The following is a 13,212-nucleotide window of genomic DNA, read 5'->3' as shown; positions in this document are numbered from 1 at the left end:
TGCGAGACCAGCACATCGACCTGACGCAGCTTTGCGACGATCTCTTCGGGCTTGTGGCGCTTCTTCGGCATATCGGTCCTCCTGTCTGCCAAAAGACATACTTCAGGGTGGACCAATTCAACGGGGGTGGATCAGTCCGCGATCTGACCAGCCGACACCGGATGGAGGAGGAATTGCGCCAATCCCAGAAGATGGAGGCCATCGGTCAGCTCACCGGCGGGATCGCGCACGACTTCAACAACCTGCTGACGGTGATCAGCGGGAACCTGGAGATGATCGAACGACGTCTCGAAGACGGCCGATTGCGAGACCTGCTACGCGAGGCACAGGGAGCGGCCGATGATGGAGCCAAACTCACGGGCCAACTTCTCGCCTTCGGCCGGCGGCAAGCCCTCAATGCAAAACTCACGGATATAGAGCAGCTCGTGTCGACGTTCGCCGAGCTGCTGCGGAGAACTCTTGGCGAAACCATCGAATTGCAGACCGTCGCCACCGGCCATTCTCTGACGGCGCTCGTCGACACGACCCAGTTGCAGAATGCACTGCTGAACCTTGCTCTCAATGCCCGGGACGCGATGCCGCGCGGCGGACGCCTCAAGGTTGAGACCGCGCGAATTCACCTCGATCCCGACTATGTCCGGATGTACCCGCAGGTTCGGCTGGGCGACTACGTTCTTATCAGCGTCTCCGATACCGGAGTCGGGATGACGGAAGAGGTCAAGCAACGCGCATTCGACCCCTTCTTCACCACGAAAGGTGTGGGCGCCGGGACGGGGCTCGGACTCAGCATGGTCTACGGCTTCGCACGTCAATCCGGCGGCCACATCCAACTGTACAGCGAACTCAACGAGGGAACGACCGTCCGATTGTTTCTTCCCGCCGCCAATCCGGAACGCGTTGCCGATACGAGCAACATCGATCCGGTTCCTGCCGTTAAGCCGCGCGCGGACGAATGTATCCTCGTGGTCGAGGACGATGCCCGCGTACGAAAGGTCGTCATCGCGCGCCTCGAAGAGGAAGGATATCGCGTCATCCAGGCAGCCGACGGCAAGGAAGCGCTGTCGCTGATTGCCGAGCACCCAGAAATTCGACTACTTTTCACCGACATTATCATGCCCGGAGGCATGTTCGGCGATGAACTTGCCAGGGAAGCTCGCCTTCTTCGCCCGGGCCTGAAGGTCCTCTTCACATCCGGCTATGCCGAACCCAGCCTCGCCGGACGCGAGCTCGCGGAAGGAAGCTGGCTCAAGAAACCATATACTGCGCGGGAGCTGGCCACGCGCCTGCGCATGCTGCTCGACTGAAGTTCCACGCAAGCACGACGGCAAGCCTATGCCTACACCGCGCGTGTCACTGGTCGCGCATAGATTGGACTGGCCAAACCGCCGCGGCTCCAGTGTGTAACCCGATCGCTGCAAAAGCGGCCGTGGCGACGATGCCGATGTTCTCCTGTGCCGCGATTCTCGTCCATTCCGTCGCAGCCCCATGCCGGGAAATCTGATCGATTACGACGCTGGGCGTGGCATCGGATGGATCACCACGGCGCGCCGAGACGCGCTCCAAAAGCATCTCTCGCGATGCCTGGAGCCAAAGCCCGCAAAAAGGCACCCCGGCACGTCGAGCCACCTCCCCGATCCGCTCGCGATCGATCCGGTGGTCGAACACGGCGTCGGCGATGGCGGCATGACCCTGCATCAACGCCATATCCGCTGTCTGCATCATAGCCGAGTAGCTTCGAACGGAGACATCCGCACTATAGGCATCCGTCGGTAGTCGGGTCTCTACCGGAACGCCATACAGCTTTTTTCGAATGCGATCCGTCGCGGCTATGCGGGCGCCTGGAGGCGGCCCCAGCATTGGCGCGAGCCTCGCTGCAAGCGTTGACTTCCCCGAACCTGAATAGCCGCCCACGGCGGCCAGCAGAGGAGTTCCGGCTCGTAGCAGGCGGCGGCAAAGGTCGAGATAGCCTCTCGCCTCGCTCAACCGGTCGGACTCCGGTCTCCCACTGTTGACCGCAACGACATGAGCGCGGACCGCCGCTCTGACCGCCATGAAGAATGGCAGCAGTCGGATTCCAAGTTCGTCGTCAAAGGCGTCGAGATAGCGATTGAAAAGGACGTTCGCGAGCGCTTCAAGCTTGCGGTGCCAGAGGTCCATGAGAACGAACGCGAGATCATAGAGAACATCCACGGTCGCCAGGTCCTCATCGAACTCGAGGCAATCGAAGAGCAACGGTTTGCCCCCGGACAGACAGATGTTGCGCAGATGCAGGTCGCCATGCCCGCGCCGGACCTTTCCCTCGCGAGCCCTCTGGTCCAGCAAGCCCGCATGACGCGCGAGCGCTTCCCGACAGCCCGTCACGACGGGTTCGATTTGGCTGCGCGAGAGAATATCCGCATCGGCGAAAGCTCGCTCATTGACAGCAAGTACGCGCTCCATCCGCTTGGCCCCCTCGGCATCCGACGAGACGGGCGCTGCTCGATGGAATCGAGCGATCGCGCCCGCGAGCTCAGAGATGTCGGACGTGATCAAACGGTCCCGTTGCGCCATTCGATCGAAGAGGAAGGTGTCAATTAAGCGTTCCATTTCCAGAACGGCGTCGACCAGCTCTCCGAGGCCGTTCAACGCGAGCTCGCCGTTTCGTTCGCGCGTAATGCGATGGACCGCGCGATAGAGACCCGGAGCCGTCCGACGGTTCAGCATCAGTTCTTGCTCGCACATCGCCAACCGCCGTTCCGGCGTCGATAGATCCACGTAGGCGAGCTTGACCGCGCGTTTCAGCTTGAGGGCGCGGGATCCTATCAGCAAGACGACCGAAATGTGGGTGGAGATCAGTTCCATCCACTCCGCTCCACCGCCGAAAGTGTCGCATGAACCGAGGAAGCAGATCGTTTCATTCTGGCTGGTCATCTGCATGACGAGTCTCCGGACGAAGAACCACTATCGTGCCGCCCAGAGAAATCTCCTTGATACTCGTCAAGCAGGCCTCTTCGCATCTCCGAAACGTAGGCGGAACCAGCCCATCGCAATCGCGTCGCTTTAGGAACTGGGCTTCCTCCTTGACGATGATCAAGGACTGCCGACGGGCTGCGTCTGCGGACCTTCATCAGTCTCATTCGCGAAGTTATGTCCCGCTAAGACAATCCCGCCGATCGGCTGCCATAGAGCGGCCAAAGCTCACTCGGACATGAGAGCCTTCCGTACCGAGCGTCCCCTGCGCTTGGAAGCCGACGAACAGGATCGTCGCGGTACCGCGCCACAGCCATTCCTTCAAATGATGCCGTATGCGTCCCGCATCGCACATGCCGCTTGCTGCGATCACGATATGAAAGCCGCGGAAGCGGTCGATGGCCTTGCTTTGCTCGACGGATTCCGTGAACCGGACTTGGCGATCCTGCAAGGCCTCGAGCAAGGCGTCACCGTTGGCCATGTCGCCCGCGTGTTTCTCGAAGACCCCGCTCGCCTTGGTCGCAAGCGGTGAATCGACGAATATCGGCGCCGTCGGGATGCTGCCTGTCTTCATCAGCGCAGCGTCGCAGTCGGAGGACTTCTCCATGCCCTATGCCGCTAACATGGACCTGCCGCCAACGGTGCGCGGTCATCTGCCCGAGCATGCTCAGGATATCTACCGCGCAACCTTCAACCATGCCTTTGCTTCCCATGCTGCCGATGCCGAACGCGAGGAAATCGCCCACCGCATCGCCTGGGCCGCGGTCAAGCGCTCCTACGCGAAAGATGGCGATCATTGGGTTCTCCTCGGTGACCACGCCGTCTCGGCGAAACGACCATAGTCGACGGATTTCTTGGGAGATCGTTTCGGAAATTGCGGCGCTCTCGGGCGTGATATTCGATGAACGCGTGAGGTACTCGCCCGCATCGCCGCCGAAAATGTTCCCGGCGTGACAGCCATCAAGGGTCAGCTTGCCTGGATCTGGTTCCATAGAGCGCAATCACGATTCAGCCAGGCAGGGGCGCCATGAATCAACCGGCGAGGGCAAGCCGCGAACTCCATGTCCAGCGGGCCTTGCTCCCTGCCCGGCTCCCGAACGTCAGGTCTCATGTCCGGTTCGACGAGCCTGGAAGCATGCTCGTGCCGAGCAATGGCCAGCGCTCGCTTCGGCCCGGTCCTCGATGCGCTTAAGGTCGCGATATTGAAGCGACTGCCGATCGATCAGCACACGCCTCAGCTTGCCCGCGGCTGAATGCCCGAACTCGAAGATAAGGCGGTCCGGACTCGGCGCAACGAACTCAAGATCGATGGCTTATTGATCCGGATCAAGGTTAGCGCCCCAACTTGCTCAATTCTGGCGGCAGGGAGGAGAACGCCATGGAATTCTTCGAAGCCCTAAATGGTCGACGGGCGACCCGCGCATTTTCCCCCCAGCCGGTATCCAGGCCGGTCATCGAGCGCCAGATCGATGCGGCGATCCAAGCTCCAAGCGCGATCAATGAGCAGCCTTGTGATTTCGCGATCATCCAGGAGTACGAGCGACTGGACCGGATTGCAGGAGCAGCGAAGGAACTGATGAGCAACGTTGCTGAACGCGCTCCGCCACGATCAATTCACGCTCACATGCACGATCCCAATTTCAACATTCTCTATCACGCGCCGGCCTTGATCGTTGTCTCGGCGCGAACTGGAGAATGGGCGGTCGAAGATGGAACGCTTGCTGCGGAGAACCTCATGCTGGCCGCTCATGCATTCGGACTCGGCTCATGCTGGAGCGGTCTCGCGCAGCGCTGGCTTGAAACGGAAGATGGCAGGCGCGCCATCGAGCTCCCGGCTGGGTTCATGCCGATCGCTCCAATCATCATAGGCTACCCGTCGGAGAAAGCCGCAGCCGTTCCGAGAACACCCGCTCGCACTCGATGGATCGGAAGCAAGATTGAGATTTGAAATATCTCAATGGATTGAAACCAATCCACTCTCTATGGGCTCACTGTTGTATGCTTTTAAGATAATCGACGATTGATTTAATATTTGCGGATTCCGATGTTTCCGCATTACCATTGGACAAATCGCGTCCCCAAACCGGCATCTCATAATTGCCATGAGCGCGAAGCGACTTCCGACCATCTATAACGTTCACAAGAAAACGTTCAGGAAACACACCACCGTTATTCCGCGTTAGCCTCCGCAGGTCGGAAGGCTTGGTTCTCAGGGCGGGAGCGACCACGCCATCGCCGGCGCCGCCTCGCCCATGGCAGCTCGCGCATCTGCTGTCGTATTCTGCCTTCCCTGCTTCATCCGCGTCGGCTTGAAGAGGAAAATGAGCTCCCGATACGAACAGGACGAAGAACGCGAACCCCGCGAGTTTGATCGCTTTCTGTGCCATGACGCGGTCCCAACCTTGCCTTCGTGCCGGCTGACGAGGGACGGGCTATCTCCCGCAAGCCATGCGGACATGAGAAGCAATATGACGCACGGAAATGCCCGCTCGGCCTTGACGAAGGTCAAAAACCGCGAACTTTCGGAGGCAAGGAGCGTCGCCGGGCGTCACCGGCAAAGGCAAAAGTGTAGGCGCAATCAACGGATCGAAGGCATCATGGTTTGCCGGCTCCGGCATTCAGGACGCCGCAAGCCCCCCCCACCTCTGCGAAGCGAACTCCTTCGGCTTCCAACACCCCAAGAATGGCGTTACGAACGCGGACCTGCTGGCGCCGAACATCACCTTCCATCTCCGCAAGCGTCTGCCGACGGATGCCCGCCCTCCCGGCAAGCTCGGCCTGCTCCCAACCGAGGAGTCCGCGAGCTGCAATTACCAACCGGCCGGCAACCATATCGCGAGTTATAATCCGAACATTTTGTTCGAAATCGGCATGGAGTTCTTGCGGCCTCGAGGGCGCGTGATCATCCGGCATCACGCCCTCCTACGCCGCAACCATTTCAACCGTCCGCGATGGATTTCGCGGAATCGTGAAGCCGGCGCAGATGGGGTGGGCGGCCGCTGACATGCTGATCTCCCGCATCGAGGGCTCGCCGATCGATGCGACGATCAAGAATGTAGATTATGCTGTTATACAGAGAGGCAGCGCCTGAGCGAGCTGGGCTGCCGCAATTTAGCCGGCCCCGGCACTACGCCCGACGGCCGCTGGTATTTTGGCTGCCGCCGTCGTGTTTGTGGGCGCGAATTCTGCCTCTTCAACTGCGCGCGACGCACATCGCGTCCCGCACCGCGAAGGCCCGGTTTCGGACGAGGAGCTAGAGTCCGCCTCTGGCGCGTACCGCTATCGCCCCGTCGCCGACAGCCTTTCCCGCTCCGCTGAAGGCATGGCCAGATAAGCGCTGTAGGAGACCTCAGGATTGTCGAGCCAATGCTCGGCATAGTACGGCACCAATGGTTCATAGGCGTCGAAGACGCGCCTCAAGTCGCGGATCGCATCGCCGCCCTCCTCCGGAAGCGGATTGGCCATGTCGATGCGAAGATCGATCAGGGGCCTGTCCACGCCCGGTGCGCAAGCGATGATGCCGGATGATTTGTGACCGATCAGCTCGCCGCCCGCCGCCCCGCCTGCCTCGATCGCCGTCACGAGCCGCTCGAAGAATGGCATGCCGCCGCTCGCCACGAAGCAGTCGAAGATCGCATCGACAACCCTCGGCCCGACCAGCCCGTTACCCATGGCGACGAAGCCGTCGCCGACACGATGCCCGGTCCAGTCCGAACCCTTCGAGGGACTGTGCGCGGCAGCGCGACCCTCCGCAGTAACGATGCCGATCTGGCGGTAATCGTAGAAGCGATCCTTCTGGCGGATGGCGCTGAGGATGTCCTCGGGACTCCAGCCCCGGGCGGCAAGGTCGAGCCCCGTCAGCCCGTGGCGCCAGTCGGAGTGGCATTGGGAAGAGATCGCGGCCACGCCGCCGCGCACATGCGGGCAGCGCGAGGCGACGCCGAGCGGACTGGTGGCGAGACAAACACCGAGGTGCTCGGTCTCCGGACAACGGGCGACGATGGTGAAGGTCATGAAAGGACGTCCCGGGTTCGATGTCAGAAGGGTCGTGGCGCTACGGAACGCGCTGCATAGATGTCGACCAGCGGCAGATACTCTTCATAGAGCCGCCTGAGATCGGCGAGTCCGCTGCCGCCCTCGTCGATCGGGCGGCCGGGCAGGTCGGCCCGAAGATCGATTTGGCTTTCGGCGCCTGGCGAGCGCACCAGCAGCGAGGCTGAGTTGACAGGAAAGGCGTCGCCAAGGAGAGCCTTGGCCTCCTCCAGCGCGCAGAGCAGCCGGTTCGCCATCGGCGAACCGGCGCTTCCGGCATGTCCTGCCAAGGCCGCGTCGAACGCTGCCTCTCCGCGCGAAAGGCCGTTGCCCAATATGAGCAGGTCGCCGCCGATGCGATGGCCGGCCCAGTTCGTGGCCCGCGCGCCCGTATGGGCGCCGATCTGGCCATCGGCGGTGAGGATGCCGATCTGGCGGTAGTCGAGCCAGCGATCGTGTTGGCGCAGTGCTTCCAGCACCTCCGCCGCTGTAAGCCCGCAGCGCACGAGGTCGAGCGCGAGCGGGCCGACCTTGAGATTGGTGAACCCCTGGCTTGCCACGGCAGCGCGCCCCGTCTCGACATGCGGGCATCGCGCACCGATCGCGATCGAACTGGACGCCAACGCAATGCCGAGGGTGCCGTCCGCCGGATCCCGCGCGAGCACGCTCAGCATCGTGCCCTTGTGCGTGTGGTCGATATTCATGCCGCGCGGCCCGGCTGGCGCATGCGCGCCTCGTCGACGAAGCTCTCGATCGCACTCTCCGCGAGGCGGCGGATCAACGTCTCGAGCCGGGCTTGCGCTGCCGCATCGCCGAGATCGGGCAGCGCTATCGTCAAAGCGCGATGCGAGGCCGCGTAGATCTCCGTCGCCCGCTCGGGATGCGCCTCGACATAGGCCTCGAGGAAGATGCGCTCCTCTTCGGCGGTCAGCTCCGCGAGCTTGAGGATGGCATGAACCTGTCCCGCGGGGATGGCGAGGTCGTAGGCCGGGCTGGTGATCTGGGTGACGAAGCTGCGTGTGTGCCCGAGCGACTCGGCGATGGCCTGTCGCGCGCCCGAACCGCGGCGCTTCAGGAAGGTCTGCAGCAGCAGCTTATAGCGGCGCACCGGCATCAGCTCGTCGAACAGCTCGAACTCGCGGGCGGTGGAGCTGGCGATCTTCTTCGGCTTCATCATACTCCAACCAAACGCGATTCCGATGCGTCGGGCAAGTGAAATGTTTAGCAGATCGCCTGCTCAACCAAACGCCTCATAGACCAAAACGCCGCATCGAGAACGAGCAATTATGCCCATTTCAGCGTCATTTTGATCGAAAGAATCCGTTTGCCGTACATTTGTACATTTCAATAAATGCCAGCAATTACAAATAGATAATTCCATCATTCTCGCCCTGGCGAGCGCCTGAGCAGGTTCTGTCGCATTTTTCCCCTTGCCGGCCGATAAGTTTAGTCAATAAACTTTTTGACGGTGATCACACCAACCCTGGGAGGGGTCATATGAAGGGAACAGCGTTTTTGATGGGCGCGGCTATTGCGGTCGCGTTCGGCAGTCAGGGGCTCGCTCCGGCGAAAGCCGCCGAGCCAATCGTCATTGGTTTGTTTGGCCCGATGTCGGGCGAGCGTTCCGCCCTCGGTACGCGTTTCAAGGAAGCAGCCTCGATGTTCGCCGACGAGGTGAATGCAACGGGCGGCATCGGCGGACGGCAGATCGAGATCCGCGTCGAGGATACGCGCGGCGCCCCGCGGGAAGCGGCGACCATCGCCCAGAAATTCGGGCAGGATCCTGCGGTGCTTGCAGTGGTCGGGGGGCAGACCTCAACGGAATCGATGGCGGCCGGGCCAATTCTCGCCGAGGCCAAGCTGGCTCAGGTGGCGCCCACCGCAAGCCACCCCGACTATGTCAAGATAAGCCCCTATCAGTTCCGCACCACGCCGACGCAAGCCTCCATGGTGCAGCCGCATGTGGACATGCTGATCAAGAAGCTCCGCATGAAGAAGATCGCGATCGTCTATTTCAAAGACGATTGGGGCATGGTCACCAACACGCTGGTTGCCAAACGCCTCAAAGAACTCGGCGCCGAGGCCGTGCTGTCCGAGGCGATGATCCCCGAGACGCGAGACTTCCGCCCGCTCATCACCAAGATCAAAGCTGCCGCGCCCGATGGAATCTTTCTCGTGAGCCACTATGCGGAATCGGCGTTGTTCATGCAGCAGCTGCGTCAGGCCGACCCGACCCTGAAGGTCGCCGGCACCGATACGCTGAACGACCCCAAATTCATCGAATTGGCCGGCGATGCGGCAGAAGGGGTCGTGATGCCGACGCAATTTCTCGCCGATGCTCCGGAGGCGATCAAATTCTCGAAAGCCTATGAGGCCAAGTTCGCCAAAGAACCGAATTACTACTCCGCCTTCACCTGGGACGCGATGTTGATCGTCACCAGCGCGATGAAGCAGCTCGTCGCCGACGGCAAGCCGCTGACCCGCCAGGCCATCCGGGACCAGATTGCCTCCTCGGCGCCGATCCAGGGCGTCAGCGGCAGCCTGAAATACGAAGGCTCCGGCGATCTCGGCGAGCGCGAGATTAACTACATCGTGGTCAAGGGCAAAGGTTACCGCCCCTACAACTGACCGCCCTCGAACGCTGCCGGCCTCAAAGGGGAGCCCGCAATCATGGTCGAATTCCTCAGCCAGATCCTGAACGGACTGGTAATAGGGAACGTCTACGCGCTCGTCGCCATCGGCTTCTCGCTGATCTTCGGCGTCACCAATCTGATCAACTTCGCCCAGGGCTCTCTTCTGATGCTCGGCGCGCTCTTCGCCTATACCGGCGTGCGGCTGGGTCTGCCGCTCCCGCTGGCGGCGCTCGCCTCGGTCGCGGTTACCACCGCGGTCGGTATGCTGATCGAGCGGGTCGCGCTGCGCCCGCTTGAGAACGCACCCTGGATCGCGCCGCTTTTGTCCACGCTCGCGATCACCTTCATACTGGATCAGGCGGCCGAGATCATCTGGACGCCGGAAGCGCATGCCTTCCCGAACCCGCTTTCCGGCTACAGCGTCACCATCGGTGCGGCCTATGTTACGGGCATGGACGCCGCCATCCTGGCGATCTCTCTCGCCTCCATGGCCTCGCTCTATTTCTTCCTGACGCGCAGCTGGGCAGGGCGCGCCTTGCGGGCGATGTCGCAGGACCTGGACGCCGTCAGGCAGATGGGCGTGAACACCGACCGTCTGCGCCTGCTCGCCTTCGGCCTCGGCTCGGCGCTCGCCGCCATCGCCGGTGTCATGGTCGCGATGTACTACCAGACGGTCTATCCCCAGATGGGTGTGCCCTTCGGCCTCAAGGGCTTCACCGCCGCCCTGCTGGGCGGGCTGGCCAGCATTCCCGGCGCGGTCGCCGGCGGCCTGCTTCTCGGCGTACTCGAGGCGCTCGCTGTCGGCTATGTCGGCGAAGGCTTTCGCGACATGGTCGCCTTCGGCATCCTGCTGGTCATCCTCACCTTTAGGCCCCAGGGCCTGTTCGGCGACAAGCGTCTCGATGCGCTCGGCGGCTCGCGCGGCGCCTCAGGCGTCATGCCGTCGACGAGCATCCTCATCGGCCAGGGCGGCCAGCCGCTGCCACAGGTACGGCTGCTCGCACTGCCTTATCCGCTGCTGGCCGTGGCTGTGGCGGCCTGCGCCGCCCTGCCCTTATTGCCGGTCTCTCCCTACGTCATGCAGGTGGCGCTCCAGGTCGCGATCTTCGCCTTGCTCGCTGCGGGGCTGACGATGCTGTCGGGCGCCTCAGGGATCATGTTCCTTGGCTTCTCCGGCTTCTTCGGCGTCGGTGCCTATGTCGCCGCGCTGACAGCCAAGCAGGGCGCGCCGGCCGATCTCGCCTTGTTCGCGGCGGCGCTGCTCTGTGCCGCGCTGGCCGGGCTGATTGGTCTCCTCTGCTCCGGCTTGACGGGCCATGTCGTCGGCCTCGCGACGCTTGCCATCGGCGTGCTGATCTGGCTCGTCCTGCTGAACTGGACCGATGTCACCGGCGGACCGAACGGCGTGTTCGGCGTCCCGCGTCCTTCGCTGTCCTTCCTCAGGGACGTACCGATGACGTCGGTCTCGGCGCAGTATTGGCTGGCGCTGGCGCTGCTGGTCCTGGTCGTGCTCGGGGTCGGGCGGCTGCTTGCCTCTCCGGTCGGGTTGAGCTGGCGCGCCATCCGCGAGGACCGCGTCGCCGCCCATGCTGCCGGCCTTCCGGTGCGGCGCTATCTCGTCACCGCCTTCGTCCTCGCCGGTGTCTGCGCCGGTCTCGCAGGCGGACTCTTCGCCTTCCTGCAGCGCTTCATCAGCCCCGACAGCTTCCGCCTCGATACCTCCTTTCTGATGGTCGCGATCATCGTCCTCGGCGGCCTCGGAAACCTCACAGGCGCTCTGCTGGGCGCGATCGCCCTGATCGTGCTGCCCGAGGCGCTACGCGAGGCGGCGGAGTTCCGGATGATCCTGTTCGGTGCTGTCCTTTATCTCACGCTGCGGTTCCGGCCGCAGGGCATCGCAGGAGTCCGCTGATGCACGGCATGCGCAATCAGCCCATCGCCGGGGGTCTCGAGCTCACCGGCGTGGAAGTCGCCTTCGGCGGCCTCAAGGCGGTCGGCGGGGTCGATCTCAAGGTCGCCCCCGGCGAATTCGTCGGCATCGTCGGTCCCAACGGCGCCGGCAAATCGACGCTGATCCAGACGATCACAGGCTTCGTGCAGCCTACCGCCGGCACCATCGCCTTTGCCCGCCATCGCCTGGACGGGCGCGCGCCGGAAGACATCGCCGCGCTCGGCGTGGCGCGCACCTTCCAGACCAGCCGCGTCTTTCCGGCACTCACGATCGCCGAGAGCGTTAGGATCGGCAGCCAACGCGCCTTGATCGGGGGCGGTCGTTCGCCTGCACGCTTCGGCCGCATCAAGGAGCCGCTCGGCGCGTTGTTCGGTTTGGGCGGCTATGGCGCGGCGGCGCGGGAGGCCGAGGCCAGGGTTGACGAGATTCTCAAGCTCTTCGGCGAGCGGCTCTGGCCGCGCCGCGATCAGCCAACCCACAGCCTCTCCTATGCCAATCGCCGCAGGCTCGATATTGCTCGCGCGCTCGCGACCTCACCGGATCTGCTGCTGCTCGACGAGCCGACGGCCGGAATGAACCCGACGGAGAGCCACGAACTCGCCGACCTCCTGCTAGACATGCGCCGGCGTTTCCCGGCGATGGCGATCGTCATGGTCGAGCACAAGCTCGACATCGTCCGCAAATTGACCCAGCGGACCGTCGTCATGGCGCAGGGCAAGGTCATCGTCGACGACGAGCCGGACCGCGCCTTCGCCGATCCCCAGGTCGCAGCCGCCTATCTTGGCCAGGGCGGCGGCGGCGCTCGCAGCCAAGTCGTCGTCAAAGGCCATCTCGACCACGGACCCGAGGTCCCGATGCCCGGCCCGGTGGAGAGTCCGGCGATCGAACTGAAGGACGTCGACATCTTCTACGGGCCGATCCAGGCGCTGTTCGGCGTCTCGCTGAAGGTCGGACGCGGCGAGGCGGTGGCGGTGCTCGGCGGCAACGCATCCGGCAAATCGACGACAATCAAGACCGTGTTGCGGCTCGTCACCCCGCGCAAGGGCCAGATCATGCTCTATGGCCGGCCTTTGCAGGTCAAGAGCACCGCCGAGGTGATCGCCCAAGGCATCGCCTCGATCCCCGAGGGCCGGCGCATGTTCGCCGAGCTGACCGTGCGCGACAACATCCTGATGGGCGCCTATGCCCGTAGAGCCGCCCCGCGGCGGGATATCGATCGGGACATCGAGGCCACGGTCGCCGAGTTCCCCTGGCTGTCCAGCCGACTTGACCAGCTCGCGGGCACCCTGTCCGGGGGCGAGCAGCAGATGGTCGCCATGGCGCGGGCCTGGTTGCGAAAGCCACTCGTGCTGTGCATCGACGAGCCATCAATGGGCCTGTCGCCGCTCATGGTCGACCGTGTCTACGAAATCCTCGCGCGCTGGAAATCGCAGGGGCTGACCATCCTCATGGTCGAGCAGAGCGCCAACAAGGCGCTGGAACTGGTCGACCGTGCCTATGTGCTGCGCAACGGCATCGTCTCGCTGGAAGGTCGCGCCGCAGAGCTGCGCGATAACCAAGCCGTGCGCGAGGCCTATCTCGGAGGAGACAACATCTCGCCCTCCGCCTCCGCTTCCTCGGGCCTCGCGCCCAGTTCCGTTCACTGAT

At 63.1% G+C, this 13,212-nt stretch carries 11 protein-coding genes and 2 pseudogenes; 6 read left to right on the top strand and 7 right to left on the bottom strand.

Features of this window, described 5'->3' with window-relative positions; genetic code table 11:
* Positions 1-128: 128 nt before the first annotated feature.
* Positions 129-1,304 (top strand): annotated as a pseudogene (locus tag AC1DEZ_RS11830) (ATP-binding protein); the annotation flags it as partial.
* 46 nt (positions 1,305-1,350) lie between these two features.
* Here the strand turns inward: AC1DEZ_RS11830 and AC1DEZ_RS11825 are convergent.
* Together AC1DEZ_RS11825 and AC1DEZ_RS11820 are read right to left on the bottom strand one after the other, a co-directional pair.
* Positions 1,351-2,916, bottom strand: coding sequence for a bifunctional aminoglycoside phosphotransferase/ATP-binding protein (locus tag AC1DEZ_RS11825; RefSeq protein WP_476779710.1), 1,566 nt, complete (start codon positions 2,914-2,916; stop codon positions 1,351-1,353).
* Positions 2,917-3,202: 286 nt separating this feature from the next.
* A pseudogene (locus AC1DEZ_RS11820) lies at positions 3,203-3,526 on the bottom strand (MBL fold metallo-hydrolase); the annotation flags it as partial.
* Positions 3,527-3,554: 28 nt separating this feature from the next.
* Between AC1DEZ_RS11820 and AC1DEZ_RS11815 the strand changes: the two are divergent.
* Both AC1DEZ_RS11815 and AC1DEZ_RS11810 read left to right on the top strand, forming a co-directional pair.
* Positions 3,555-3,791 carry a ChaB family protein gene (locus AC1DEZ_RS11815; protein ID WP_441511521.1) on the top strand — a complete coding sequence of 79 codons (237 nt, stop codon included), beginning with the start codon at positions 3,555-3,557 and terminating at the stop codon, positions 3,789-3,791.
* Between the two features lie 536 nt (positions 3,792-4,327).
* On the top strand, positions 4,328-4,897 hold the full coding sequence (locus AC1DEZ_RS11810) for a nitroreductase family protein (protein WP_441511520.1): 570 nt from the start codon (positions 4,328-4,330) through the stop codon (positions 4,895-4,897).
* A gap of 40 nt (positions 4,898-4,937) precedes the next feature.
* Here AC1DEZ_RS11810 and AC1DEZ_RS11805 read toward each other — a convergent pair whose 3' ends face one another.
* The 5 genes from AC1DEZ_RS11805 to AC1DEZ_RS11785 form a co-directional block, all read right to left on the bottom strand.
* Positions 4,938-5,336 (bottom strand): c-type cytochrome, encoded by a 399-nt coding sequence (locus AC1DEZ_RS11805; protein WP_441511519.1) that lies wholly within the window; start codon positions 5,334-5,336, stop codon positions 4,938-4,940.
* 208 nt (positions 5,337-5,544) lie between these two features.
* A complete protein-coding gene (locus AC1DEZ_RS11800; protein WP_441511518.1) occupies positions 5,545-5,862 on the bottom strand; it encodes a helix-turn-helix domain-containing protein in 318 nt (105 codons plus the stop codon).
* A 366-nt stretch (positions 5,863-6,228) separates the two neighbouring features.
* Entirely contained in the window at positions 6,229-6,963 is a 735-nt protein-coding gene (locus AC1DEZ_RS11795) for a DUF1028 domain-containing protein (RefSeq protein WP_441511517.1), read from the bottom strand.
* A 23-nt stretch (positions 6,964-6,986) separates the two neighbouring features.
* Positions 6,987-7,685: a DUF1028 domain-containing protein gene (locus AC1DEZ_RS11790; RefSeq protein WP_441511516.1), complete on the bottom strand. Its 699-nt coding sequence runs from the start codon at positions 7,683-7,685 to the stop codon at positions 6,987-6,989.
* The gene (locus AC1DEZ_RS11785) at positions 7,682-8,155 is read right to left on the bottom strand and encodes a hypothetical protein (RefSeq protein ID WP_441511515.1); all 474 of its coding nucleotides are present in this window, start codon (positions 8,153-8,155) and stop codon (positions 7,682-7,684) included. Before AC1DEZ_RS11785 ends, AC1DEZ_RS11790 begins: the two co-directional genes overlap by 4 nt.
* Before the next feature lie 323 nt (positions 8,156-8,478).
* Between AC1DEZ_RS11785 and AC1DEZ_RS11780 the strand changes: the two genes are divergently transcribed.
* From AC1DEZ_RS11780 to AC1DEZ_RS11770, 3 genes are read left to right on the top strand one after another with little or no spacing between them, the layout of a single operon-like run.
* Positions 8,479-9,609 carry an ABC transporter substrate-binding protein gene (locus tag AC1DEZ_RS11780; RefSeq protein ID WP_441511514.1) on the top strand — a complete coding sequence of 377 codons (1,131 nt, stop codon included), beginning with the start codon at positions 8,479-8,481 and terminating at the stop codon, positions 9,607-9,609.
* A 42-nt stretch (positions 9,610-9,651) separates the two neighbouring features.
* Positions 9,652-11,526 carry an ABC transporter permease gene (locus tag AC1DEZ_RS11775; protein WP_476779709.1) on the top strand — a complete coding sequence of 625 codons (1,875 nt, stop codon included), beginning with the start codon at positions 9,652-9,654 and terminating at the stop codon, positions 11,524-11,526.
* Positions 11,526-13,211, top strand: coding sequence for an ATP-binding cassette domain-containing protein (locus tag AC1DEZ_RS11770; protein ID WP_476779708.1), 1,686 nt, complete (start codon positions 11,526-11,528; stop codon positions 13,209-13,211). Before AC1DEZ_RS11775 ends, AC1DEZ_RS11770 begins: the two co-directional genes overlap by 1 nt.
* Position 13,212 lies beyond the last annotated feature (1 nt).

The organism is Allobosea sp. 10L422 (assembly GCF_056395345.1).
Note: the sequence above shows the minus strand (reverse complement) of the source record. Positions and strands in the feature narration are given on the sequence as shown.

What these genes read in the sequence shown, in the direction of transcription:
- AC1DEZ_RS11825 (WP_476779710.1), bottom strand. Translation starts at nt 2,916, where the DNA reads ATGCAGATGACCAGCCAGAATGAAACGATCTGCTTCCTCGGTTCATGC.
- AC1DEZ_RS11815 (WP_441511521.1), top strand. Translation starts at nt 3,555, where the DNA reads ATGCCCTATGCCGCTAACATGGACCTGCCGCCAACGGTGCGCGGTCAT.
- AC1DEZ_RS11810 (WP_441511520.1), top strand. Translation starts at nt 4,328, where the DNA reads ATGGAATTCTTCGAAGCCCTAAATGGTCGACGGGCGACCCGCGCATTT.
- AC1DEZ_RS11805 (WP_441511519.1), bottom strand. Translation starts at nt 5,336, where the DNA reads ATGGCACAGAAAGCGATCAAACTCGCGGGGTTCGCGTTCTTCGTCCTG.
- AC1DEZ_RS11800 (WP_441511518.1), bottom strand. Translation starts at nt 5,862, where the DNA reads ATGCCGGATGATCACGCGCCCTCGAGGCCGCAAGAACTCCATGCCGAT.
- AC1DEZ_RS11795 (WP_441511517.1), bottom strand. Translation starts at nt 6,963, where the DNA reads ATGACCTTCACCATCGTCGCCCGTTGTCCGGAGACCGAGCACCTCGGT.
- AC1DEZ_RS11790 (WP_441511516.1), bottom strand. Translation starts at nt 7,685, where the DNA reads ATGAATATCGACCACACGCACAAGGGCACGATGCTGAGCGTGCTCGCG.
- AC1DEZ_RS11785 (WP_441511515.1), bottom strand. Translation starts at nt 8,155, where the DNA reads ATGAAGCCGAAGAAGATCGCCAGCTCCACCGCCCGCGAGTTCGAGCTG.
- AC1DEZ_RS11780 (WP_441511514.1), top strand. Translation starts at nt 8,479, where the DNA reads ATGAAGGGAACAGCGTTTTTGATGGGCGCGGCTATTGCGGTCGCGTTC.
- AC1DEZ_RS11775 (WP_476779709.1), top strand. Translation starts at nt 9,652, where the DNA reads ATGGTCGAATTCCTCAGCCAGATCCTGAACGGACTGGTAATAGGGAAC.
- AC1DEZ_RS11770 (WP_476779708.1), top strand. Translation starts at nt 11,526, where the DNA reads ATGCACGGCATGCGCAATCAGCCCATCGCCGGGGGTCTCGAGCTCACC.